This window comes from Paludibacterium paludis, assembly GCF_018802605.1.
In the GTDB taxonomy this organism is placed as follows: Bacteria; Pseudomonadota; Gammaproteobacteria; order Burkholderiales; family Chromobacteriaceae; genus Paludibacterium; species Paludibacterium paludis.
Window position 1 is genome coordinate 2,731,428 of sequence record NZ_CP069161.1, and the last position, 24,473, is coordinate 2,755,900.

At 63.1% G+C, this 24,473-nt stretch carries 24 protein-coding genes; 9 read left to right on the top strand and 15 right to left on the bottom strand.

What is annotated here, in order from left to right:
* Positions 1 to 30 precede the first annotated feature (30 nt).
* Entirely contained in the window at positions 31 to 357 is a 327-nt protein-coding gene (gene trxA, locus JNO50_RS12440) for a thioredoxin TrxA (protein WP_189536311.1), read from the bottom strand.
* A gap of 241 nt (positions 358 to 598) precedes the next feature.
* On the opposite strand from trxA, the gene fabI reads away from it, so the two are divergent.
* The gene (gene fabI, locus JNO50_RS12445; RefSeq protein WP_189536313.1) at positions 599 to 1,390 is read left to right on the top strand and encodes an enoyl-ACP reductase FabI; all 792 of its coding nucleotides are present in this window, start codon (positions 599 to 601) and stop codon (positions 1,388 to 1,390) included.
* Positions 1,391 to 1,453: 63 nt separating this feature from the next.
* On the opposite strand, the gene JNO50_RS12450 is transcribed toward fabI, so the two are convergent.
* The 6 genes from JNO50_RS12450 to JNO50_RS12475 form a co-directional block, all read right to left on the bottom strand.
* Positions 1,454 to 1,870: an SRPBCC family protein gene (locus JNO50_RS12450; RefSeq protein ID WP_189536315.1), complete on the bottom strand. Its 417-nt coding sequence runs from the start codon at positions 1,868 to 1,870 to the stop codon at positions 1,454 to 1,456.
* A gap of 183 nt (positions 1,871 to 2,053) precedes the next feature.
* Positions 2,054 to 2,935 carry a head GIN domain-containing protein gene (locus tag JNO50_RS12455; RefSeq protein ID WP_189536317.1) on the bottom strand — a complete coding sequence of 294 codons (882 nt, stop codon included), beginning with the start codon at positions 2,933 to 2,935 and terminating at the stop codon, positions 2,054 to 2,056.
* A gap of 147 nt (positions 2,936 to 3,082) precedes the next feature.
* Positions 3,083 to 3,613 carry an FxDxF family PEP-CTERM protein gene (locus JNO50_RS12460; RefSeq protein ID WP_189536319.1) on the bottom strand — a complete coding sequence of 177 codons (531 nt, stop codon included), beginning with the start codon at positions 3,611 to 3,613 and terminating at the stop codon, positions 3,083 to 3,085.
* 592 nt (positions 3,614 to 4,205) lie between these two features.
* Positions 4,206 to 4,766, bottom strand: coding sequence for a hypothetical protein (locus JNO50_RS12465; protein WP_189536321.1), 561 nt, complete (start codon positions 4,764 to 4,766; stop codon positions 4,206 to 4,208).
* A gap of 93 nt (positions 4,767 to 4,859) precedes the next feature.
* Positions 4,860 to 5,228 (bottom strand): hypothetical protein, encoded by a 369-nt coding sequence (locus tag JNO50_RS12470; RefSeq protein WP_189536323.1) that lies wholly within the window; start codon positions 5,226 to 5,228, stop codon positions 4,860 to 4,862.
* A gap of 108 nt (positions 5,229 to 5,336) precedes the next feature.
* A complete protein-coding gene (locus tag JNO50_RS12475; RefSeq protein WP_189536324.1) occupies positions 5,337 to 7,001 on the bottom strand; it encodes a methyl-accepting chemotaxis protein in 1,665 nt (554 codons plus the stop codon).
* Positions 7,002 to 7,206: 205 nt separating this feature from the next.
* Between JNO50_RS12475 and JNO50_RS12480 the strand changes: the two genes are divergently transcribed.
* Positions 7,207 to 8,244, top strand: coding sequence for a patatin-like phospholipase family protein (locus JNO50_RS12480; RefSeq protein WP_189536326.1), 1,038 nt, complete (start codon positions 7,207 to 7,209; stop codon positions 8,242 to 8,244).
* Positions 8,245 to 8,354: 110 nt separating this feature from the next.
* On the opposite strand, the gene JNO50_RS12485 is transcribed toward JNO50_RS12480, so the two are convergent.
* The 3 genes from JNO50_RS12485 to JNO50_RS12495 form a co-directional block, all read right to left on the bottom strand.
* The gene (locus tag JNO50_RS12485) at positions 8,355 to 8,690 is read right to left on the bottom strand and encodes a zinc ribbon domain-containing protein YjdM (protein WP_189536328.1); all 336 of its coding nucleotides are present in this window, start codon (positions 8,688 to 8,690) and stop codon (positions 8,355 to 8,357) included.
* An 86-nt stretch (positions 8,691 to 8,776) separates the two neighbouring features.
* Positions 8,777 to 9,094 (bottom strand): EthD family reductase, encoded by a 318-nt coding sequence (locus JNO50_RS12490; RefSeq protein ID WP_189536330.1) that lies wholly within the window; start codon positions 9,092 to 9,094, stop codon positions 8,777 to 8,779.
* Positions 9,095 to 9,188: 94 nt separating this feature from the next.
* The gene (locus JNO50_RS12495; RefSeq protein WP_189536332.1) at positions 9,189 to 10,073 is read right to left on the bottom strand and encodes a tetratricopeptide repeat protein; all 885 of its coding nucleotides are present in this window, start codon (positions 10,071 to 10,073) and stop codon (positions 9,189 to 9,191) included.
* A gap of 229 nt (positions 10,074 to 10,302) precedes the next feature.
* Here JNO50_RS12495 and dcuC point away from each other — a divergent pair, with 229 nt between their 5' ends.
* Both dcuC and JNO50_RS12505 read left to right on the top strand, forming a co-directional pair.
* On the top strand, positions 10,303 to 11,655 hold the full coding sequence (gene dcuC / locus JNO50_RS12500; protein WP_189536335.1) for an anaerobic C4-dicarboxylate transporter DcuC: 1,353 nt from the start codon (positions 10,303 to 10,305) through the stop codon (positions 11,653 to 11,655).
* A gap of 221 nt (positions 11,656 to 11,876) precedes the next feature.
* Positions 11,877 to 14,570, top strand: a complete 2,694-nt coding sequence (locus tag JNO50_RS12505; protein WP_215796367.1) for a TonB-dependent receptor plug domain-containing protein — start codon at positions 11,877 to 11,879, stop codon at positions 14,568 to 14,570.
* A gap of 19 nt (positions 14,571 to 14,589) precedes the next feature.
* Here the strand turns inward: JNO50_RS12505 and JNO50_RS12510 are convergent, their stop codons facing one another.
* The gene (locus JNO50_RS12510; RefSeq protein ID WP_189536337.1) at positions 14,590 to 15,339 is read right to left on the bottom strand and encodes an NUDIX domain-containing protein; all 750 of its coding nucleotides are present in this window, start codon (positions 15,337 to 15,339) and stop codon (positions 14,590 to 14,592) included.
* Between the two features lie 195 nt (positions 15,340 to 15,534).
* Between JNO50_RS12510 and JNO50_RS12515 the strand changes: the two genes are divergently transcribed.
* Entirely contained in the window at positions 15,535 to 16,269 is a 735-nt protein-coding gene (locus tag JNO50_RS12515) for an exonuclease domain-containing protein (protein WP_189536339.1), read from the top strand.
* Between the two features lie 15 nt (positions 16,270 to 16,284).
* Here the strand turns inward: JNO50_RS12515 and JNO50_RS12520 are convergent, their stop codons facing one another.
* A complete protein-coding gene (locus JNO50_RS12520; RefSeq protein WP_189536341.1) occupies positions 16,285 to 17,727 on the bottom strand; it encodes an aminotransferase-like domain-containing protein in 1,443 nt (480 codons plus the stop codon).
* A gap of 182 nt (positions 17,728 to 17,909) precedes the next feature.
* Here JNO50_RS12520 and JNO50_RS12525 point away from each other — a divergent pair, with 182 nt between their 5' ends.
* Positions 17,910 to 18,527, top strand: coding sequence for a LysE family translocator (locus tag JNO50_RS12525; RefSeq protein WP_189536343.1), 618 nt, complete (start codon positions 17,910 to 17,912; stop codon positions 18,525 to 18,527).
* A gap of 44 nt (positions 18,528 to 18,571) precedes the next feature.
* On the opposite strand, the gene JNO50_RS12530 is transcribed toward JNO50_RS12525, so the two are convergent.
* Positions 18,572 to 19,192, bottom strand: a complete 621-nt coding sequence (locus JNO50_RS12530) for a TetR/AcrR family transcriptional regulator (RefSeq protein ID WP_189536345.1) — start codon at positions 19,190 to 19,192, stop codon at positions 18,572 to 18,574.
* A 173-nt stretch (positions 19,193 to 19,365) separates the two neighbouring features.
* Positions 19,366 to 19,992, bottom strand: a complete 627-nt coding sequence (locus tag JNO50_RS12535; RefSeq protein WP_189536348.1) for a TetR/AcrR family transcriptional regulator — start codon at positions 19,990 to 19,992, stop codon at positions 19,366 to 19,368.
* Positions 19,993 to 20,082: 90 nt separating this feature from the next.
* Between JNO50_RS12535 and JNO50_RS12540 the strand changes: the two genes are divergently transcribed.
* Both JNO50_RS12540 and JNO50_RS12545 read left to right on the top strand, forming a co-directional pair.
* The gene (locus JNO50_RS12540) at positions 20,083 to 21,306 is read left to right on the top strand and encodes an arabinose transporter (protein ID WP_189536350.1); all 1,224 of its coding nucleotides are present in this window, start codon (positions 20,083 to 20,085) and stop codon (positions 21,304 to 21,306) included.
* Complete coding sequence (locus JNO50_RS12545; RefSeq protein ID WP_189536352.1) at positions 21,299 to 22,027, top strand: siderophore-interacting protein; 729 nt, start codon at positions 21,299 to 21,301, stop codon at positions 22,025 to 22,027. The genes JNO50_RS12540 and JNO50_RS12545 overlap by 8 nt, the downstream gene beginning before the upstream one ends.
* Before the next feature lies 1 nt (position 22,028).
* Here the strand turns inward: JNO50_RS12545 and JNO50_RS12550 are convergent, their stop codons facing one another.
* On the bottom strand, positions 22,029 to 22,562 hold the full coding sequence (locus tag JNO50_RS12550) for a methylated-DNA--[protein]-cysteine S-methyltransferase (RefSeq protein WP_189536354.1): 534 nt from the start codon (positions 22,560 to 22,562) through the stop codon (positions 22,029 to 22,031).
* Between the two features lie 226 nt (positions 22,563 to 22,788).
* Here JNO50_RS12550 and JNO50_RS12555 point away from each other — a divergent pair, with 226 nt between their 5' ends.
* A complete protein-coding gene (locus JNO50_RS12555; protein ID WP_189536357.1) occupies positions 22,789 to 24,438 on the top strand; it encodes a methyl-accepting chemotaxis protein in 1,650 nt (549 codons plus the stop codon).
* The last annotated feature ends 35 nt before the right edge of the window (positions 24,439 to 24,473 follow it).

Here is a 24,473-nt window from a genome sequence, read left to right on the forward strand (position 1 = left end):
CATTTGAAGATTTCAGTGAGGATAGACGCTTTAGATGTTGCTGTCAATAAACGCCATCAACTGACCCTTGGCCAGCGCGCCGACCTTGGTCGCGGCGACCTGGCCGTCCTTGAAGATCATCAGCGTGGGGATGCCGCGGATGCCGAATTTCGGCGGGGTCAGCTCGTTCTGGTCGATGTTCAGCTTGACCACCTTCAGACGGCCATCGTAATCGCGGGCCACTTCATCCAGGATCGGCGCGATCATCTTGCACGGGCCGCACCACTCCGCCCAGTAGTCGACCAGCACGGGGCCTTCGGCTTTCAGTACATCCTGTTCAAACGAATCATCGGTTACATGCTGGATCAGATCGCTCATGGCTTCCTCTTCGGGTTGTTCTTTACGGTATCGATGTGTGGATGGTAGCAAGGGCACTTTGCGGGGGCAACCCCGACCAACCGGACCTGAACTTGCAAATGGGGCCAAAGCGCGACGCTTCAAGGCGCGACGCCTCGCCCCGCGCTGTGCGGGACCGGGCTTCTGTCGGACAATCGGGCTGTGTCGCGAAAGGCAAAGCCCGGTTATAATGGCCGGCTGATTCTATCGCAAAGGACGCAAGATGGGCTTTCTGCACGGCAAAAAGATCCTGATCACCGGGATGATCTCCAACCGCTCCATCGCCTACGGTATCGCCCAGGCCTGTCATCGCCAGGGTGCGGAACTCGCCTTCACCTACGTGGTGGACAAGCTCGAGGAGCGCGTGCGCGACATGGCCAAGGAATTCGGCAGCGACAAGGTCTACCGCTGCGATGTTCAGAACGACGCCGAGATCGACCAGTTGTTCGTCGACCTGGGCAAGGACTGGGACGGTCTCGACGGCCTCGTCCACGCCATCGCGTTCGCGCCGCGCGAAGCCCTGTCCGGCGATTTCCTGGACTCGATCACCCGGGAGGCCTTCCAGACCGCCCATGACGTGTCGGCCTACAGCTTCCCTGCCCTGGCCAAGGCGGCGCGTCCGATGATGCGCGACCGCAAGGGAGCCCTGCTGACCCTCTCCTACCTCGGCGCGGTGCGCGCCATTCCGAACTACAACGTGATGGGGATGGCCAAGGCCAGCCTCGAGGCCTCGGTCCGCTTCATGGCCAGCGCGCTGGGCAAGGACGGCATCCGCGTCAACGGCGTATCGGCCGGTCCGATCAAGACCCTGGCCGCGTCGGGCATCAGCGGCTTCTCCAAGCTGCTGCACCACGTGGCGGAACAGGCGCCGTTGCGCCGCAACGTCACCATCGAGGAAGTGGGCAACGCCGCCGCCTTCCTGCTGTCCGACCTCGCTTCGGGCATCACCGGCGAAATCACCTACGTCGATGGCGGCTACAACATCAACGCGCTGAACGTTCCGGACGCGGAGTAATCCCGCCGGTCGCGAAGGATCGGGCCGGAGGCTTCCCGCCGGCCCTCTCCCGCGCCCCGCCCATCACCCCCCCGAGCGGGCTTCGGCAAGCCCCGACAGGGCCCGCAGCACATCCGGGAAATCGGCCGAAATGGCCCGCCCCGCTTCTTCCGCTCCATCGCCGCTCACTTCGATTTCATAGGTGATCCGGGTAGCGCCGCCCTCGCACTCGTCGATACGGTGCGACACGACCACCACCAGACCTTCCACACGTGTTTCGTCGGTGAAGACCACCGGCTCCACCACCTCGGTCAGCACCGAGCGCAGGGATTCCTGCCCGGGCGGCGTCATCGTGAACCAGGTGCCGACGGCGAACGGCCCGTGCAATTGAATCTCTTCGATACCGGCATTCCAGGCTTGCCACCCTTCGACATCGCGAAACAGTTGCCAGATGGTTTCCGGACGCGCCCGGCTATCGATGCTGTAGGCGGTTTTCCACATTTAGCGCTCCCGAGCGGGGCGGCCATTACCAGAAAACAGAGTACGGCGTTCCTGGCCGAACCAGCCCATTAGATGATGAATAACGAACGCCATGATGATTCAAGCCGTCGGTCCGGACAAGGCCGGCACAAAAACCGGTGGACGGCGGCGCAGTCCGGACCTCGGCAAGGCACCGGTTGCGGCTTACTCGAACTGTATCGAGCCGGATCCCGTGCGCTGCGTCTCGCGACGCGCCGGACCGCCGGCAACCACCACCGAACCGGAACCGGCCACACCGATCCTGGCGGACCTGGTCGCCTGAACCCTCGCGCTCCCCGAGCCTGTCACATCGATCGAAGCCTCGTTCGTCTGCATGTCTCGCAGTTGCAGACTGCCCGAACCGCCAAGCAGGCCCGACACGCTGTCGACCCTGCCCGCAGCCCTAATGCTTCCGGACCCCAGTACCTCCGCCCTGAGTCGCCGACCGGTCAGCGCGTCCGCCTTCAGGCTTCCCGATCCGGTCACGCTGAACACGCACTGTTCGGCCCGGCTGCCGGAAACATCCACCGCGCCGCTTCCGGAAAGCCGTGCGTCCAGCCGCTCAAAGGCCCCGCTTACCCGCAGCGTTCCCGATCCTTTCGCCGAAAGCGCCAGCGCGGGCGCCTTCATGCCCGAACCGCTGAACATGCCCGAACCATTCAACGTCACGGCGGACAACGACGGCGCGGTAACCGATACCCTGACGGGGCCGGCCGGCTTGACAGGCCGCGAGAACGACAGCTTCAACTCGCCATTGACCACCCGGGACGACACCAGAGGCAAAATGTTTTGCTGGGCGCGCACGCGAACCGCGGTCTCAGCGGCCGGGTGATAATCGACAAGGAACGCCCCGTCCACCGTTACCGACGAGAATGACGACAAGCTGCGCGGCTCTTCCTTTTCCGCTCCCGAGCCTTTCACCGGCGGCGCCAGCATCGAAACCACGCGATCGAAGCCCTCTCGCACCCCCCATGCGGCGGATGTTCCCGGCACGACCATCAGCGCCAGAACAATCCCCGCCAGACTAACGAATCCCTGTATTCGCACATGCGCTCCCTGGTGATGCCGGTCGGTCGGGCAGTCGGCCCGCCCGGATAATGACAAAAGAATAACACAAGCTAACCACAACCTTCCCGCCCAAAGGAAAAACGCCGGCTCGGGGCCGGCGCTTTTGATGAAGAAAAAACGAACCGCTCAGGATACATGCATCGCGCTGCGACGTCGGCGCAGCAGCAAGGCGGCGAGGCCCAACCCCATCAGGGCATAGGTTTCAGGCTCGGGAACCGCGGAGATGGACAGGCGATAGCTGTACGTACCGTCGTAAATCGCGAGCGGGTAAACCGACCCGGAGAGGAATAGACGATAATTGCCCGTCGGCGAGTTCAAATCGTCGAAACTCAGGTGGTACGTGCCTTTTTGCTGCGCTTTGGTGAAACTGGCCGAATCGCTCCACAATTGCGTCCAGGTGTGCGGAGCCGATTCGTAATAAAGAACGGCCGCCAACTGCTTCAGCGCGGTATGGCTGCCTGCGCTCTTCAAGAGATCGAGTTGCCCGCTGACGATGCTGGGTGTCGACAGATTGAAGTTGAACGTGTTCGAGAACGTCAGATCGTTACTCGTCGTCTTGATCACGATGGGCGTGTTCGGATAGAGCACAATATCCGCCTGTGCCACGGCCGCCGCGGAGAAAAGCAATGTTGCTGCAATCAGTTTCGATAAGTGCATGGAAAACTCCTTGATGAGAGCCCGACTGGCCGAAGGGCCTGATCCACTTTTCAATAAAAACAACTAAAACGTCTAATTGTTTAAACTCTTTTAACTACAGCAACACGATGGTATCACGCACGCGGGAAAAATCACGAAATTTAACGTCATATCAAAGACTTGCCTGTTGCAAAAACCGCATGTCACAGCTCAGAGCCAGACCGTACGTCCCATGGAAAGCAACGGCGGCATGACGATCGCGCTCAATCCCTCGTGGCAGAACGCCCCCAAAGCAAGGCGGCCTGAGAGACGTTTCAGACAGGCATGGCGCATACCGGGAATGCGTTCGCCTTTATTGAAAGTCCTGTAGAGAATAATTACCTATGGGGTATCGATTTCGCACGTGGCATTTCGGACAGGTAGGGCGGTTAACCCCGATATTTTTTTGAGACAAATCAAGACGGACAAGCCGGTTTAGCCGGTCCGAAGACGCGCAAATAAGGGTTACCCTGCCCGGCCGGCCCATGGCGTGGATGCAACACCACGCAACTAAGACCGACGCGTCATGCCGGGTAACGGCAGGCAGGAAAAGCGGGGAAAAGCTACGCCGGACTCACCGGCGCGAGGAAAACGTCGCCGGGACATCCTCATCGTCCGGCCGGTCTCCAAAGCCAGGGACACCGGCGACAGCCTGGATCAGATCGATGACATAGCGACGCATGCGCTCTTCCTGAGCACAGCCCGGCTCGTGCCGGATCCGCCACGCATCGAACGCTCGCCACAAGCGGTCGATCGCATGATGCGCGATCCGCTTCGCCTCGCCGGCGCGCAGGCGGCCAGCGGCGGACCTATCAAGCACGCCCTGCATGCGCAGCACGGCGGTCAACGCCATGTTCCACAGCGAGCTACGGACAATCGCGTCGCGCTCTCCCGACTCCCTCGGGCACAATCCGGACAGAGCGAGCAAGGCATCGCCGAACAATGAAGCGACATGCCCCCGGACGGCCTGAGCTTCCCGTTCACCGTCCAGCAACCGTTGCTGCTCCCGATACGCCTGACACGCGCCCCGGCGATCGTGATGGCCCCGGGTATTGGAAGAGCATCCGGACCCGGAGGAGGAAATGGGCGATATTGAGCGCGAGGACAGCCGCGCCGGAGTTGTTGACGAAAGCATGAAAAACTCTTTGCAAACCCGTGAATTGACAATGCAGACTGTATGCGCAAGCTCCGCTTCTTTCAGTCAGAACATTCCTAACTTCATTGAGGCTCAGGAACGCAATGCGGCTTTGAGCAAATTCAGGCAGTCAAGCAAATCCGAGCATGCCGCCTTGCCAAAAGCGCGCAACGCCTCATCGCCGATCGCCTGGAGCCGGGCGTCGGCTCGGCGGATGATGGCTTGCCGTAGACTGGCGATATCGCCGCCGGACCGCTCTTCCAGACGGGAGAGTTCGTCGAGCGCGACCTGACTTCGGCGATAAAGCGACGATTGCGCCTTGTCGAGCGCCTCCCGGATCGCGGTTGGCGGCGTCGCCGTTTCGAAAGGGGCGCGACCCGATGCGTACAAGCGTGCGGCCCCGGCAGCAAGCAGGGCGTGGGGGATGTCGACGGGAATGGAGCCGGTGCGGGGCGACGGCATGATGAACTCCGGGCAAACAAAAAAGGGGAATCCGAATGGTAAACGCCGTGGCCGCGCCCGCCTCTAGGACGATTCCCAATCCTCGCCCCCGCGGCCCCCCTGCCGGACTCACACCCGAAACTGGCTGGCGTTCTGCCGCATCCGCTCGGCCAGATCGGAGAGGCGTTGCGCCTCGTCGGCGGCGCGCAAGGCCGCCGCGTTGTTTTCTTCGCTCATGCACGCCATATCGTCGACATTGCCCGCGATGGTTTGGCGCGCGGCGGTCTGCTGATGCAGCGACACGGAAATCTCGCCGACCGACTTTTCAGCCTTGCCGACACTGATCTGGAGCCGGCTGACACGCTCCCCCGCTTCGGACACCAGCTGTTTGCCCGCATGCACTCGCTCCACGACGGCCCCCATCGATGCGACGGCGTCCTGGGTTCCCACCTGGATTTTGCCGACCATGTCGGCAATCTCCCCGGCGGAGACCGTGGTGCGTTCAGCCAGCTTGCGCACTTCATCGGCGACGACGGCAAAACCGCGTCCGGCCTCGCCGGCCCGCGCCGCCTCGATGGCGGCATTGAGCGCCAGCAAATTGGTCTGATCCGCGAACTCCTTGATCACCTCGACAATCGCCGATATCTGGTTCGACTGTTCATCCAGAGCGGCGATGACGTCAGAAGCCCGATCGGCCATGCGCGCTACATGATTCATTTCATCCAGGCTTTTGCCGATGATCGCCTCGCCTTCCCGCGATGTCGCCTCCGATTCCCGCACCAGCGCGGCCGCCTCACTGGCGCTCTCGGACACGCAGGCGATACTGCGCCGGTCCTGTTCGACTGTCGCGGCGACGGAGACCGCGGATTTCTTTTGCCGATCCGAACTGGCAGCCACCGCCTGGGCCGCTCCGGCCAGCGCGAAGGCGGCCGTGCTGACCGATGTGACGCTCGCCAGCGTTTCCTGCAACGACGCCTGAACCTTGCCGATCAATTGATTGAACGACCCGCAGATCCGGCTGATTTCATCATCACCGGACTGCGTAGCCCTGCGGGTGAAATCATTGTCGTGCTCGATCGCGCTGAAGGTGCGCTGCATGGCATTGAGCGGGGAAAGGATGGACGCGACGATCCACGCGGCAAGACCGCCCACGGCGATCAGCGCCACAAGGCCAATGCCGTTGATCAGCAAGGTGGCGCGGGCCATGTGGTCGCGGCTGTCGGTATAGTAGGTGTCGGCAACCCGGGCATTGATGTCGATGAGTCGCTCCACCTGCTTCTGGGTAATGGCGGAACGCTTGGCGTTTTCCGCGACTTGCGCCGAGTACTTCCTGATCAGCTCCTTTTGCCTCTCGGGACTCACCTGAGCCGCAAGTTCGACCAGCAGCGCATCTACCGCTTCGTTGCCGCGCTGCCACTCGGGCCACACCGAGGTGATGGTCTGCCAGACCTCGTTCTCCTCTCCCGAACGCGGCAGCGGATCATACGTCTCCCAGCCGTGCCGGATCATGGCATAGGCCGCTTTTTTGCGCTGCAACACCTCGGCGAACTTGGGACCGGCATTGGCGCTGTTTTCCAGAAGAAGCGCCGTGCGGTTCTGAATCTTGATTTCCAGCTGCCCGCGCGCCATCGCATTGAGCGCGTTGATCGATGGCAAGCGGTTCCAGCCAAGCTCCACCACCGCCGCCCGGCCCTCGCCCATGCCACGGATACCGGCCACGCCGACAACCAGCAAGGCGAGCACCGCCACGGCGACCAGCAAAAAAAGACGGCTTTTGATCGACAAACGATTCATGCCAACCTCTCCCAGACATTCGATACCGGATGGACAGCCCGGCCTGCGCAGGCACAAACCCTCGCTTACTCATTAAGGATCGTGTTCGACCGAGAAGCAAGAACGCCTGCCCATTTTGCCGTCGCCGATCGCTATTCCACTCAAATCTTCGATATGACAAAAAATGCTGCTAATGTTTAGCATCTACTCGCAGGGAGACGCCGCCATGGCAACCCGAGGCAAAACCGGCAAGAAGTCCGTCGCACTGGTACTGGGCGGCGGCGCCCCCAACGCCACGCTGATGGCGGGCACCCTGGAGGCTTTCATCGAACAGGGCATCGAATTCGATGTGATTTCGACAGCCGGCGCCGGCGCGCTGGTGGGACTTCTCTATGTGGCGCCGCGTGCGGACGATGCGCGAAGCGCGCTCAGGATGCTGATCGAAACCGGGGTGGACGATACCTTGTACGCGCTCTTCCCGGTGAATTTCAAGGTTTTCAATAAACCGGGCGCCCTGGCCGATCTTTGGCGCGCCATGGCTCGCGGCAACCCCGTTCTGTCGCATCTTCAGAAAGATCGCAGCGCCCTGGGCCGCGCCATGGCGGACTGGACGGAGCTGATGCTCGCGAGCTGGTGCCCGAGCGGCCTCACCTGCGCCAGCACGGGACTGTGCGCCCATGTGCCATTCATCGACGACCTGGTGGACTTTTCGAAACTGGCCGCCATTGGCCCGGAGTTCTATCTGAACGCCTACAACCTGAGCCGCCGCGCCATGCGTTGCTGGAGCAAGGAAGAAATCGGCCAGGACCAGTTTCTCGCCGCCCTTTCCTTTCCGTTCCTCTACCCGCCTTACCAGATTGACGGCGAGTACTACATCGAAGGCGCGGCCATCGATACGCTGAATTTCAAGGGATTGTTCCAGACCGGGCGAAGCATCGACACGGTCGTGGTGTTCGATGTCCTGGGCTGCGAGCGCCTGATGCGGCCGCCAACCGATCTGTATGACGCCTGGGTCCAATCCATCATCACCCCGCTGGTCGAACTGGCGCGCGATGACCTGAAACTCTTCGAGAGCCGCTACAACCTCGACCCGCAAACCGGCAAGCCTCGATGCGATGTGCTGCGGGTGAATTACGATGCGTATCTGAGTGACAGGGACTGCGCGAGCGAGCTGGACTGGTCGCGCACGAATCTGGCGCGACTTTATGACATAGGATTCAAGGCTGGTCTGGAATTTTGCGAACAATACCGGGATGCGATCTGAAGGCGGCCGGACCGATGGGGGTCGCCGCCGCCTCCGTGGCCGTGGGCATCGCGGCATTCCTGGGACTCTGATACCGGGACCGGTAAACACCCCCGGCATCCCGGGCGGACTTACACTTTTTTCAGGTAGCAGGCCTTCAGCATGAAGTTGCCCGCGTCCAGACGGCAATCCACTTCGTGATCGCCGTCGACAAGGCGGATGCTTTTGGCCTTGGAGCCCTGCTTGAGGGTGATCGAGGTACCCTTGACTTTCAAGTCCTTGATCAGCACCACGGAGTCGCCATCGTTCAGGACATTGCCGTTGGCATCCTTCACTACGGTTTCCTGCGCATCGTCGACAGCCGCCGACATCGGCCACTCGTGGCCACAATCGGCGCAAACAAAGTTTTCGCCATCCGGATAGGTATTTTCCATAGCGCATTGAGGACAAGCGGGAATCGTCGACATCGGTAAGGTATTCCTGTGCAAGACAAAAAGGGGAGGATTATACCCCAGTTCCGTCAGGGTTATCCTCCGGCCTGCCGGACGGCGCCTCAGAGCACAACCTGTCCCGCCTGGATCAGCGGTAAGATATCGGTATAGTTGGGAAGGTCGCCCTGCAAGCGCTCCGCATGAGGCGCGAATGCCTCCATGAACGCTTCCCGGGATGCGAAACGGAATTCGCATATCGCCACAAACGCCGCGGGCGAACCTGACGGCAGCGTTGCCTCGCCTCTGGAGACACTCACCCCCAGATAGCCCGGATGCCCCCCCAGGCAGGCGACGGCCATCGGCATGTGCGTCGAAAGATAGTAATCCATATCGAAACGGGCCCCCGGCGCAGACGGGTACAGGATACTGATTGTGATCATGGCAAACACATCCGAAATTTATCCGCAACGCGGAGGACAACCCCCGCTACAATCCATTCAGCATAGCCCGCTCACGCGCGGCCGCCAACGCGCGTCACAGCGCATCGCGGCGGGCGGCATACTCGTCCGCACGCGCATGCTCATGCCGGGAACGATAAAGGTACTCCAGCTCCTGGTACACATCCCTGTCGGGCGCGCCGGCGGCCTCGGCTTCGCTCGCCAGCGCCAGCTGAATGGCCAAAGCCTCCTCCGTCCGCCCCAGATAGCGCAGTGTCCACGCCACCATCCAGCGCGCGGCGCGTATCGACGCCGGACGTCCCGACCGCTCCCGCACCGCCAGGGCGCGGCGGAATTCATCGAGCGCCTCGCGATACCGGCCAAGCCGGTGCAGCGCGTTTCCCCTGTCATTGCGCAAGGATGCCTCCCAACGCCGGACCGTATGCTGCGCGGACTGCTCCATCAGATCGAGGGCCATATCGGTCCAGCGGATCTGGTCGAGTGGCGCACTGTCGACATAGGCCAGCATACGCAGCGCGTCGATCGCGAGATCATCGAGGCGCGCATCGCGGGCCAGGGCGAATGCGCGCAGGTAAGCGTTGCGGGCCGTCTCGCGGCTGACGTGCGTCTGCGTCTCGTCAGGGTGCGCGGATGAAGAAAAGCTCCGCCCCCACTCCAGCGCATGCCGGACCCTGAGTTCGATGCCGGCTTCGGCCAGCGAGGGTTCGATACCGAGAAGAATCGTGCGCGCGACAGCGAAATCCCCCCTCAATACGTAGCTTCGCGCGATCTGGGTTTCCAGAATCAGCCGGTCGTCGCCGACGGCCCGCAACTGCGCGGCGCGAAACCGTGCCTCGCTCGCGGCCGGATCGGCGAAATCCCACAACCCGGACACATCCTGCGCCAGCGCCCGGCCGGGCAGATTTCCTGCACAGACCCACGCGGCGGCGATCAGCCCGAGCAGCCCGCTTTTCATGCGCATCACTGACCGCTCCCGGTGCTTCCTACTTGAAAAAGTGACAAACAAATACACTACAACAAAGGTTATGACATAGAAATCAGACGGTATAGATGCCGAAATGACAGGTGTCAAAACGGACATCCTGCGTCACGCCATTTCATCAAAGTTTGACCCACGGTATGCCATGACTTGAAACCTAGTCTAAAATCCATAGAAGAAATTAATGATATTCTGATTAATCGAGGCAATCATGATCGAACTTATCGCTGGCAGCATCGTTACCCTGGCGGTCGGCCGCGCCATTTTCAAGGGTTACTCCCCCACTTCGGTTCTGCTGGTCGGAGGCCTGTTGCTGCTGGTCCTGGCGGCGGCGCTCGGGCATCCGGTCCTGCCGCCCAAGGTCGCGAGCACAGGTTCGGTTCTGACCGATATCCCCGAATTCGTCAAATACCTGCTGAGCAACCGTGCCGCCGACCTGGGCATGATGATCATGGCGCTGGTCGGGTTCGCCGCTTACATGACCCGGATTGGCGCAAACGACATGGTGGTCAAACTGGCCGCCCGCCCGCTCGGCGCAATCCGCTCTCCCTACCTGTTGATGCTGGCCGCGTATATTGTCGCCTGCATCATGTCGTTGGCCGTGTCGTCGGCTACCGGACTGGGCGTGCTGCTGATGGCAACGCTGTTTCCCCTGATGGTGAACATGGGCATAAGCCGCGGCGCCGCCGCGGCGATCTGCGCCTCTCCCGCCGCGGTCATTCTCTCGCCGACCTCCGGCGATGTCGTGCTCGCGGCGGAGGCTTCCGGCGTGCCTCTGGTGGATTTCGCCTTCAAGACCACCTTGCCGATTTCCATCGCGGCGATCGCCGCCATGGGACTGACGCACGTGTTCTGGCAGCGCTATCTTGATCGCAAGGCCCGCCACGAAGCGTCGCCTCTTGAAACCGCGACCATCGAAACCCGCGCTCCGGTTCTCTATGTGCTGTTGCCGTTCCTGCCGATCGCCGGAGTACTGGTGTTCGACGGGAAGCTCGCACCCCAATTGTCGATCGTCACCGTGCTGGTCATCTGCCTGATGGTTGCCGCCGCACTGGAGCTGGTGCGCACGCGCGATGTCCGTGAAGTCTTCGCCGGACTGGACGGCGCGTACAAAGCCATGGGTGAATGCTTCACATCGGTGGTGATGCTGCTGGTCGGCGCCGGAGTATTCGCCCAGGGATTGTCCTGCGTCGGTTTCATCGGCGCACTGATCGGTCTCGCCCAGTCGGCCCATGCCGGCGCCTTTGTCCTGATGCTGGTGCTGGTCGGCATCACCACGCTCGCCGCATTGACCACCGGCTCGGGCAATGCGCCCTTTTACGCTTTTGTCGAGCTGATTCCCAAGCTCGCCGCACATTCCGGCATCCATCCCGCGTTCCTGGCGATCCCCATGCTGCAGGCGTCCAACCTGGGCCGTACCGTCTCCCCTGTCGCGGGGGTGGTGGTGGCCTGCGCCGGCATGGCGGACCTGTCGCCATTCGAGATTGTGAAACGCACCTCCTTACCGATCGCCGTCGGACTGGTCGTGGTCATTGCCGGCACCGCCGTGCTCGTTCCCGCCTGATTCGCCGCGTGGCGCCCCCGGCGCCACGCATGCCCGGCGGCATGCCCGCCATCGTTATAATTCATTGATATATCACAATAGTTTTTTCGACTTTTTAGGTATATTCAAAAGAGTTATCCTCATGTCATTCTTGCGATAAATGGCTGGCACGCGACGCGATGCAGCGATTTGTCTTCTGCGATCCCCGGCGACCCGATGCGCCGTTTTTGCGAAAGAGTGACATGAACAAACACACCATGCTGCTACGTCTCGGGGCCATGGCCCTGGCGTCGCTGTCACAAGGAACGCGCGCTGACGGGACGGTCCCGGCCGAACCGCTCGAAAAGGTCACGGTCACCGGTTCGCGCATCGCCCGGGCGGCCAAGGAAGGCCCCACCGGCGTCACGGTCGTCACCGGCAAGGACATCGAGCAGGCCGGGTACCGCAACGTATTCGATGCCATCAGCCAGCAAACCCAGAACACCGGTTTTGTGCAGGGCGCCGACTTCGGCAACACCTTCACCCCGGCCGCCAATGCGGTCAGCCTGCGCGGGCTGGGACCCAACCACACGCTGGTGCTGATCAACGGCCGCCGCGTGGCCGACTATCCGCTGCCGTACGAAGGCTCCATCAACTTCGTCAATCTGGCCAACATTCCCGCGGCCATGATCGAGCGCATCGAAATCCTCAACGGCGGCGCGTCGGCGATCTACGGCTCGGACGCGATCGCGGGAGTGATCAATATCATCCTGAAAAAACACCTTCAGGGCATCGACGTCAATCTCAAACTGGGCACCACCTCCCGGGGCGGGGCGAACGATGCGCGGATCCAGATCAGCGGGGGCGGGCAGTTCGGCGCGCTAAGCACGGTGTTTTCCGCGGAACTGAGCCAGCGCGACCCGCTGTGGAGCAAAGACCGCGACTTCATGTCATCGACCACCCTGCAAGGCGCGGCACCCACGGTGGTCTGGTCGCGCCGCAACGCCAAAACGGAACGCTACATCGCACCGGGCGGCGCCTGCGCCAACCTGGCGGGCCACTTCGAGGGCAGCGTGGCCGCCTATACCGGCAAAAAGGGCACCTATTGCGGCAGCGGCCGGGCGTCGCCGGACTTCTGGACACTGCAAACCAAGAACGCGAGCCAGAATTACTATGCGGGCGCGCACTACGCCCTGAACGAATCGACCGATCTGTTCGGCGATCTGCTGCTCGGATTCAACGCCACGGAAAACAACACCCGCGGACCGAGCTGGACCTCCGCCGCGGCCAACAGCGGATACTTCCTGAACCAGAACACCGGCGTGTACGAGGTCTGGACCAAACGCTTCTCGCCGGAGGAAATCGGCGGCGCCGACCGATTCAACCGCCGCTGGGAAGATACGGCGGCCAACCTGTCCTTCGGGGTGCGCGGACAATTGCCCGGCTCCAGCTGGAATTACGAGGCCGCCTACAATGCCTCCACCTACACCAGCCAAGGCTTCGTGCGGCAGTTCCTGCGCGGCCTCGACACCGCGCTTCTCGGCCCGGAACTGGGCCAGGACGCCAACGGCATCAGTATTTACGCGCCCGACGCCGAGCGGTTCGCCCGCCCGTTCACGTCCGACGGCTTCAATGCCCTGACCGGCAAAACGAAAAGCACCAACAAGGCCTGGACGCAGGCGCTCTCGATCAGCGCGAATGGCGATCTGTTCGCGCTGCCGGCAGGAAACGTCAAGCTGGCCGCCCTCGCGGAAGCCGGCAGCCAGGGATTCAGCAACACGCCCGATGCGCAGATCGCCCGGGGCGTGTTCTACAACAGCAAATCCGTGGCGAAAGTCAGCGGCACGCGCTCACGTTACGCGCTGGGGGCCGAACTGGCGATTCCCGTGCTCAATTCGCTGCAAACCACCCTCGCGGCGCGCTACGACGCCTTCAAGTTCGCGGAGCGCTCACTGGGCAAGCTGACCTACAACGCGGGGCTGGAATACCGCCCCCACACCTCGCTGCTTGTGCGCGGCAACTACGCCACCAGCTTCCGGGCACCGGACATGAATTACATTTTCGCGACGGAGACGCGCGGTTATTACTCGAGCAGCACGGATTACTACCGTTGCAAACAGGCGGGCCAGCCTGTCGCCGATTGCGAGTACGCCGACGTCTCCCCCGGCTACAATTACGTGCAGACCGGCAGCAAGGATCTCAAACCGGAAAATGGCGAATCGTTCGGCTATGGGCTGATCTGGTCGCCGAGCGCGAACTTCGACGTCTCCGTCGATTATTGGCACATCCGCATTTCCGATCTGGTGACCGATCTGTCCTCGGACACCCTGCTGCGCGACGAGGCGGATTGCCGCACGGGAGTCAAGGATCCGGCCTCGGCGCTATGCCTGGACACGATTGCGCGCATTACCCGCAATCCGTTGACCGCGACGCTCAATCCGGGCGCGGTACGGGAAATCCGCGTCAACCCGATCAACGCCGCCAGCGAGAAGACCGGTGGCATCGACGTGACAGGCAAATGGAAATGGCGCACCGACCGGCTGGGCGCATTCATATGGAGTGTGAATTACAGCAAGGTCCTGACCCACACCTACCGGCAATTCGCCACGGATACGGAGAGCAACCGGCTCAAGTCCATGAGCAACCGCGATTGGCCCGACAAACTGATCACTTCGCTTGACTGGTCTTTGGGCCCCGCCGGCGCCACCCTGACCGCGATCCGTTACGGACGGATACCCGATAGCGCGGGCAAGCGGTACATCGGCCGCACCTGGCTTGCCAATCTGAGCGCCCGCTACCAGTTCGGCAAGAAAGCCAGTGCGTCGGTGACCGTGAACAATGTGTTCGACACGATCAAGCGCGACAACTCCGACGGCTGGCCCTTCTATCCGGTCGGCAGCTATACCCCGTACGGACGCCAGATATGGGTGCAGTTCGGCTACCGGTTCGATTCATAGGAAAGACCGGCAGGGCCGGTCAGCCCTGCAGCCGGGGCAGGTAGCATTCTTCGTCGCGCTCGCCGTCCGGCGCGACAGTAACGGGCGACAGTGGCCGGCCGGCCAGCGCGGCGCCAAGCACGCTCCTGAGAGAGTGGTCGGTATCTTCGCGCGCCAGGCAAGCGTCAGCGGCGACCCATCGCGCCGCGGCGATCCGCGTCCGGTCGCTGCGGATTCCGGCATCCAGAGGATGCAACAGGCAGACGGCGCAAAGACGGGGCGGGCCGCCCTCGCCCGGCTGGTGGCGCAGGCCGATCAGACCGACGAAATCGGCCCGCACGTCGGTTGTTTCGAACACATGGCGCACCGCGCTCTGGGCCAGAAGTTCGCCCTGGGCGAGCGTGCCGCCCGGCAGCCGAAAATGCCCGGGCAGATCGCCGGCATCGCCATGCTCCGGTACCGTCAGCACCTCGCCATCGCCGTTGAGCACGACAGACACCACACTGACGGTGTGTGTCGCGGCTTCCGGCAGCCCGCTCCCCTCGACCAGATTCCGCGCCAGCGTCAGCCGATCAGGACGGCAATGACGGAACGAAAACCCCAGGCACAACGCCACCGGAATCAGTCTGGACTGTCCGGCGTCCACCTCGAGCCACACCGTTCGGACGCCCTCGCGTTCCCATTCGGCCAGTGAATCGGACAATTCGCGGGCGAAGTCCACGGCGGAAATCATCAGGGTTCCGGCTTGAATCGTCACTCCGCCATGCGAATCGTGTTGCACCGTCAGCATCGCCACGCCTCCTCATCGCTCCGGCATCCCGCTCCGGACAGAATGGCCACACAAGGTCATCGTTTTGCCATGATCACCATACTCCCCTTCCGGCCGACCGGACAACACTCCCTGAACTCACGAAGATCCGCCGTATCGCGCCATGCCCCGGCCGGGGTATGATTTTCCGGTTACCATCATCCGGAGCCGACCGTCATGCTGCTGCTGGGACTCGACCTTGAAACCGGCGGAACGTTTCATTCGCCGCCCGAAGCGAATTTCATCACCGAAATCGGCCTGGTGCTGTGGGACACCGAATTCGCCCAGCCGGTCGACCTCCTGTCGCTGCTGTTCAAACCCGAGCAACCGGTCGCGCCCGAGACGGCCGAATACACCGGCATCACCGACGACATGCTGGCCAGGCACGGACGCCCCGCCGATATCCGGACACTGCAGCCCATCGCCAATCTGATGCAGAAAGCCGATTACCTTGTCGCCCATAACGGCAGGGAGTTCGACCGCCCGCTGATGGAGGCCGCCTACCGGCGCTTCGGCCTGAAAATGCCGGCGACACCTTGGCTGGACACCCAGTACGACATCGACTATCCCCGCAGCTGCACCGGCCGCAGCCTGATCTATCTCGCCGGTTTTCATGGCATGGTCAATCCCTTCCCTCACCGCGCCGTCACCGACGTGCTGACCATGCTCACCATCCTGTCGCGCTACGATCTGGCGGCCGTGATCGCCAATAGCCAGCGCAAATGGCTGATCGTGCAGGCCAATGTCGGCTACGAGGAAAGGGAGAAGGCCAAGGAGAAGGGATTCCGCTGGCAAAGCGACGGCGGCCGCGTGTTCGAGAAATGCTGGGTAAAACGGATTCGCGAAGACCAGTTGCCCGCGCTGCAAAACCAGTGCGATTTCAATCTGACCATACTCGAAAAAGGCATCTGACACGCCGCGCGCCGGTCAGCGAACCTCACCGCACTGCTCGCGCGCCAGTTGCCCGACACGGGCCAGCGCCGCGACGAACCGGTCATCCAGTTCGTGGCAGCAGGACAGCCGTATCGCATTGCGGTATTTCCCCGAGGGCGAACTGAGCAGTCCCGGAATCAGGCTGATGTTTTCCGCCATCGCCTGATGGAACAGGACTTCGCAATCCACGCCATCGGGCATCTCCACCCAGACCAGAAAGCCCCCCGCGGGCGATGTCGAGCGGGTGCCTTCCGGAAAATGCCGCGCGACCAGCGCGCGCACCCGGGCGACCTGTGTCGCATAACGCTGGCGCAATGTTCTCAGGTGATGGTCATAACCGCCCGATTCGAGGAACAGACCCACCGCCTCCGACAGGACCGCCGGCTCGGCCACCGAACTGACAAGCTTGAGTTTGCGGATCGCCTCGCCGAAGCGGCCGCCTTCCAGCCAGCCGATACGAAAATCCGGCGCCAGCGTCTTGGTGTAGCTGGAACACAGGATCACCCATCCGCCGGTATCGAAGGCCTTCACGGACGCGGATGGCACGGCGCAGAACTGCAATTCGGCATACAGGGCATCTTCGATCAGCGGCACGCGGTAATGGTTGACCAGACGGGCCAGGCGCTTTTTCTCCTCCAGCGGCATGGTGGCGCCCAGCGGATTTTGCACCGTCGGCATCGCGACGATGGCTTTCAGGCGCCCGGTCGCGAGCAGCGCTTCGACCGCGTCCACCGACATGCCCCGCTCCGGATCCGTGGGGATCTCCACCACCGAGAGCCCCAGATTGGACAGCAGTGGCAGCAAATTGAAATAAGTCGGCGATTCGAGCCCCACCGCATCGCCCGGCCGCGCCACGGCGCGCAAAGCCAGTTGCAGGGCTTCCAGGCAGCCGTGCGTCAGCACGATCCGGTCAGGATCGAGCGTCGCTCCCAGCCGGAATCCGCGCCGTGCGATCTGTGTCCGCAAGCGCGCCGATCCCGGCGGCAAGGCATAGGTGCTGATCATGTGGGGCTGGCGGCGCAACAGCTGGTTCACGATTTTCGCCAGGCGCGTCACCGGATAGAAATGACTGCCCCGTGGACAGGCCAGGCTCAAATCGATGAAATCGGGGTTGGACTGGTTCGCGAACACCGCGCCGATCAGATCCAGCACCGACGTATCGGTCACGCGCGGCTCGCCGGCGGTTTCACTGCCGCGCCGGACCGGAGCGGGCAACCCGGGGCGGACAAAGTAACCGGAACGGGGACGCGCTTCGATCAGCCCGCGATCTTCGAGCAAGCGGTAGGCGGCCAGCACGGTATTGCGCGACACGCCGCGCGCCTGCCCCGATTCGCGCACCGACGGCAGACGCCCGCCCGCCGGCAGCGCCCCCCGGTCTATGGCCAGGGCCAACTCGTCGGCCAGCTGGAGATAAAGAATCGGATCGGTTTCGCTCATAATGGAAGCATGCCTTTGCGAACAGACGGGCGACAGGGACAGCCATCATCCGGAATAATGGTAACAGACAGGCAATTATCGCAACTGTCACCATGACAATCACCAAAAACTGAATCTGTCACCATTGCATGCGGGTTCGTATCATGAGGTCATTCCTCTTCACCCCCCAGGAGACCCCGATCATGCTGGAACCCGCCCTGATGTCCTACATCGCCATCATGTCGATCACTCCCGGCCCCAACAACCTGATGCTGGCGGCCTCGGGGGTGCGCTTCGGCATGCGGCGCACCATGCCGCACATCCTGGGCATCAGCATCGGCGCCGGCGTGCAGGCCGGCCTGACCGCGGTGCTGCTGGCGGCCTTGCTGGAGAAGCTGACACGATTCAGGCTGGCGCTGGCCGTGGCCGGATGCGTTTATCTTTTGTGGTTTTCCTGGAAGATGGCCCGCTCGGCCGGCCCTGGCGAAGCGAAAGAAAACCGCCCGATGGGGTTTCTCGGCGCGGCGCTGTTCCAGTGGATCAACCCCAAGGCATGGATGATGGCGATCAATGCCGCCATCCTGTTCCTGCCGGCTTCCGGCATCGGCCGCGAGCGGTACGCGGGCTTGATGACACTGACTTTCGTCCTCATCAACCTGCCGTGCGTCAGTCTGTGGGCATTGACCGGAGACCGTCTGCGCCGCACCCTGTCATCGCCGCGCGCCCTGATGGCGTTCAATCTGGTCATGGCCGGCCTGATGGCCGGCACGGCGCTTTACCTGCTGGTCGACGAAATGCGTGGCCTCGCTCTGTTCTCTTGAGCGGGAGACTGTCTCCCGATACCCTCGGACCCGGCTTTGCCGGGTCATTTTTTTACCCGGGAGCGCTCCGTGCCATACGCGCGGAGAAACACGCCGACCGCGGACGCCACATAGCGCTCCACATCGGCCGGCTCCGCCTTGTCGATCACGCCAAGCATGGCGCGCATGCCCCAGTCTCCCTCCAGTAAAGAGAGCAGATGAACGGTGGCCTGCCAGCTATCCGGGCAGGCCAGTGTGCCGCGCGCGGTTTGATCCTCCAGGAATGCCTGAATGCGCGACCAGCCGAGCTTGGGTCCCCGTTCGTAGAACAAACGGCCCACCCCGTCATGTTTGGACGCCGCGATCACAGTGCGGCGAATGGCCATCAGGTCGGGTTCCATCAGGGTGAGCAGCAGCGCCGTGCCGAACCGAGTCAACGTGCGGGCCACATCGCCATCGAATTCAAGATGATCATACACCGCCTTGAAACGGCCCGAGCACAAGGTGTCCATCACCTCGGCGAACAATTCCTGCTTGGAGTCGAAGTAGCTGTACAGCGTCGCCTTCGAGCCGCCGGCCCGGCGGGCGATATCCGACATGGATGCGGCCTCGAAACCGTTTTCCAGGAACACTTCCATGGCTGCGCGCGCGATGTTTTCACGCCTGGCCTCACTTTTCACCCTCATGCCGAACCCCGATAAATCACGAGGCCACAGTGTTGCCCGTCACCTTTCTCTTGTCAATATTAAAACCGTACCGTACAGTCTAGTTTAGGGGCGTACCCTCGCCCCTGTTCATGATCTGCGTTCGCCCGGCCGCTATCCGGCCGGGTTCTTTTTTTGTGCCGCCCCGGCGCCTGTCACGCACGACTCCGCTCCCCGCACAGATAGCCCGACAGCATCGCCACGATCGCCCGCTCGACGACCTGCGCCGGATGTGGCGCGGAAGGCGCGACCGTTGCCGCATGAATCAATGATTCCATGGCATGGAGCACGACCCAGGTCGCCAGATCGAGGTCGTCCGGCACGATCTCGCGCCTGTGCTCCTCCAGCAAGCGTCGGATGCGCAGAAAGATCCCCTGATCCGCCGGACTTTGCTCAGCCGGCGCGTCGAGGAATGGAAACTCCTTCTCCAGTACGCGGTGCAGTTCGGGTTCGATCAAGTGCGCCGCCAGCCAGGCATGGACGATGGCGGCCAGGTAGCCGCGCAGATCGCGAGGATGCGCAGAGGCCAGCGCGGATTCCATGGCCGCGTGCATCTGCGCCGCGTGCCGCTCGTGCAGCGCGGCGATCAGGGAGTCCTTGTTGGGGAAATACTGGTACACGGATCCGACACTGACGCCCGCCCGCTCGGCGACGAGGTTGGTGTTGGTGCCGGCGTAACCGCGTTCGGCCAAAACGCGAGCCGTGGCTTCCAGGATGGCCTCCACGAGCGCCCGCGAACGGGCCTGACGCGGCACTCTTCGGGGCTGGGGAAGATCTTGCATGACGGACTCCGAATGCGAGTTTTCAACATGAGCAATGACTCATATTATAACGGATATCGAGCGAATGCTCATGTTTTGGAGTCCACCCGTATGTCTTCCCGTTCTCACTCGGCGCCGGCTTGCGCGTCCCAGGCGCCACCCGCCGTCAACGTTTTTCTGACGCTGCTGCCCATCACGCTGGCAGTGTTCATCGGTTTTCTCACCATTGGCCTGCCGCTACCGGTGCTGCCCTTGCACCTGCGCGACGGTCTGGGCATGAACACACTGATCGTCGGCGCGGTCATCGGCGCACAATTCGCCGCCGCGCTCGCCTCGCGCGCCTGGGCCGGCAATCTGGCCGACATGCGCGGCGCCAAACGCGCAATGGTGACCGGTTGCTTCGCCGCCGCGTGTTCCGGAGGGGTCTACCTCGCCTCGCTGGCCTTCGTGGCGATGCCCGCGACCTCCGTCTGGGTGTTGCTGCTCGGACGCTTGCTGCTAGGTTGCGCCGAGAGCCTGATCGTGACCGGCGCCCTGAGCTGGGGCATCGGTCTGGCCGGACCCCATAACGCCGGCAAGGTCATGGCGTGGGTCGGCATCGCCATGTACGGAGCCTACGCCTTGGGCGCTCCCGCCGGGATGGCGGTGAACGCGAGCCACGGGTTCGCCGGTGTCGCCGTGGCGACGATTCTGACGCCTTTGCTGGCCCTGGGCATGATCGCCGGCGTGCGCGCCGTGGCCCCGACGGCCGCACGGCGCACACCCTTTTACAAGGCGCTGGGCGACGTCTGGGTTCCCGGTATGGGACTGGCGCTCTCCAGTGTGGGTTTTGGCGTCATCACCGCCTTCATTTCCCTGCTGTTCGCCACCAGGAACTGGGGCAACGCCTCTTTGGCGTTCACGGCGTTCGGCCTGGCCTTCATCGGCGCGCGCCTCCTTTTCGGCCACCTGCCCGACAAGCTGGGCGGCGCCCGCGTCGCACTGGTGTGCGTGGCGATCGAGATCGCGGGTCAATGGCTGATCCGGGGCGCGGACACGGCCGTCGTGGCCTATCTGGGAACGGCCTTGACGGGATTCGGCTACTCGCTCGCGTTTCCGGGCTTCGGCGTGGAAGCGGTGCGCCGCGCCCCGCCGCAAAACCGCGGGGTCGCCATGGGGGCTTACGTGGCTTTTCTGGATATTTCGCTGGGCGTCACCGGGCCGGCACTGGGCGCCGCGGCAGGCGTCTGGGGCGTAAGCTCGGTCTACCTCGCCGGAGCCATCGCCGCGGCCCTGTCCGTGCCGGTCGCGGCGCGGCTGCTGGCCACCCGGCAAAAGGGAGACGCTCATGCCTGATGCCAATCGCACGGCACACAGGGTCGCCGATGTGCTGGCCGTCCGGGCAGTCACGCCGCACATGCGGCGCATCACGGTCGGCGGCGCCGACATCGCCGGATTCCTGCTCGCGGACGGAGTCGACGAACCGGCCGCCTGGGTAAAGGTGTTCCTTCCCTCCGGCGAAGGACGCGCGTACACCATCCGCCGCATCGACCGCCGGTCGGGGACGCTGGACCTGGATTTCGTCCTTCACGGGCCCGGTCCCGACTCCGGTCCGGCATCCGCCTGGGCCTCACGGGCGCGGGAGGGGGAACGTATCGGCATCGCCGGTCCGCGTAGCGGCGGATTCCGGCTTCCGGACGATGCGCGCTGGGTCATGCTGGCCGGAGACGCCACGGCGCTACCGGGCATCCAGAGCATCGCGGAGCGGCTGCCTGCCGGCATCGAAGCGACGATCCATCTCGAGGTCCGCTCGCCGGCCGACCGCCAACCCGTCGAGAGCCTCGCGCGGCTGCGGCTTGCCTGGCTCGATGAACGGCAAGCCCCGGGCGCGGCCTTGTGCCAGGCGGTGCAGCGTCATCCGCTGCCGCCGGGCCCCGGCTATGTCTGGATGGCCGGCGAATCAGGCGGCATCCGTCAATTGAAACGCCATTTTCTTCAGGAACGGGGTCTGGATCCGCGGCGTGTCGGCGCCAAAGGGTACTGGAAGGCCGGCGAAGCCGATCACCGCGACGCCTGACTCATGCGCGGGGCCGGCGCATGGCCGACTCGTGCGCCAACAGCCAGCGCTTGCGCTCCAGTCCTCCGCCGTAGCCGGTCAGCGATCCGTCCTTGCCGAGCATGCGATGACAGGGAACCAGGATGGCGACCCGGTTGCGGCCATTGGCCGCGCCGACGGCGCGCCCGGCGGCGGGTTCTCCGAGCCTCGCGGCCAGTGCGCCGTATGTCGCGGTTTCACCATGGGGTATCGTCAGAAGCGCCTGCCATACGGCCCGTTCAAACGCGGTTCCCGGCAAGTGAAGCGGTGTCTCGAAGACCTGCCTCTCCCCCGCGAAATACTCGGCCAGCTCAGCCCGCGCCTGCCGCAGATGAGGGTGGTCGGCTTCGACAACCGGCCCGTCCAGCCATCGCCGCAAACTCGTGAAAACCGCAGCGAAGCGCTCTCGCTCATCGAATTCGACGAGGCACACGCCCTCTTGCGTCGCGCACGCGGTCAACGCCCCCAAAGGCGAGTCGAAACGCACGATCCAGACGGTTTTTTCCGGTTCTTGCACGATGAAATGATTCCTTGTCGCAACCTGCCGGAATTGCGCGAAAAACCAGCCATCCGGCACAGAAATGCAACGGTACAATTAGCTATTCCTGATATGGCAGAAGTCGTGTTAAAAGGGGAGGCACGAAACACCCCCGCCGGGATTCCCTCCCGGACGGCCTGCGCACCCGGCAAGGCGGCCAAAACAAGCGTCCGGGGACCACACATTCCACTCAGGGAGTCTTTGTATGCTTCAGCAAATGACCATAGCGCGGCGCATCACGCTGTTGTCGACCCTTCTTCTCGCCAGTCTGCTCACGATCGGCGCTTACTGCTGGTACACCCTCAAGAATATCGACAATCAGCTGTCCGTCACACTCGATCAGCAAATCACGTTAAGCCGGCATGTCGAAGAACTGCAACGCACGCTGCTCAGCATCCGCCAGGACGAAAAGAACATCTTCATCAGCATCGGCAACCCGGCCAACTCCGACCAGAGCATCCAGGTCAACAAGGATCTGCTGGGCAAGGATATCGCCAAACTGCGCGAGGTGGTCGGCGCATCCCGCACCAACCCCGCCGCGGCGCCGTACCAGGCCCAGTTCGACGCGATGCTTGCCGGTCTGCAAGGTTACGAGCAAGGCATGAACCAGCTGTACAGCCGCATCGCCTCCGGAGAGATCCACCAGGCCAATACCGCCGATGCCGACATCGCGCCGTTCAAACCGAAACTCTACGCGCTGCGCGATGCGCTCAAAGAGCTGGCCAAGGCCACCGAAGCCTCGCGCAAGAGCAGCGAAGACGCGATGAGCGACTCCATGCACAGCAGCATCGCCCTGATCGGCGGGGGCGTCGCCGCGATCTTTTGTATCGGGCTGGCGCTGTCCTGGCTGATCGCGCGTTCCATTTCCCGTCCGCTGAACGAACTTGAGGAAGACATGAATCGCCTGGCGCAGGAAAACAGCCTGGTGCTCGCGGCGCCGGCCGACGCCAACGACGAAATCAGCCACGCGCGTCAGGCGCTGGCCCGCCTGCTGGCCTCACTGCGCGAATTCATGGTCAGCACCCAGAACGCGGCGAAGGATGTGGAAGGCACGTCCGCCTCCGTCCTGTCGGTATCCCGGCAGATCGCCGCGGCATCGCGCAATCAGTCTGACGCGGCGTCGTCGACCGCCGCCGCCGTCGAAGAAATGACGGTCAGCATCAATCTCGTTGCCGAACACGCCGACACGCTGGCCAAGGAAGCCGGCACCAGCCGGGAAAAAGCCGAAGCCGGAAACCAGGTGGCCATCCAGGCCGCCAGCGAGATCGGCGAAATCGCGACGGTGATCCGCGAGTGCGTTGAAATCGTCAACTCGCTGAACCAGAGTTCCAGCGAAATCGGCAGCATTGTCAGTGTGATCCACGACATCGCCGAACAGACCAACCTGCTCGCACTGAACGCCGCGATCGAAGCGGCGCGCGCCGGCGAACAGGGCCGCGGATTCGCGGTGGTGGCCGACGAAGTCAGAAAACTCGCCGAAAGAACGGCGGTGGCCACCAACGAAATCTCGGGCAAGATCCAGGCGGTGCAATCGGACACCGAACGCGCCGTCAGCAGCATGCATTCGGCGGCCGGCAAGGTCACCACGGGCGAATCACTGACGCGCGACGCCCGCGATGCGCTCAACCAGATCGACCAGCTGTCGGCCCAGATGCTGGACAAGATTCTCGAAATCGCCTCCGCGATGCGCGAACAGTCCACAGCCAGCCAGGATGCCGCCCGCAATGTCGAGCAGATTGCCGGAATGAGCGAAGAAAACGCCAGCGCCGTACGCCAGTCGTCCGAACTGGCCGAGTCGCTTGACCGGCTGGCCGGCGACCTCAATCAGTCGGTCAGCGCGTTCCGCACCGCCTGACCGACAGTCCCCCGCCATCCGGCGGGGGACTGAGT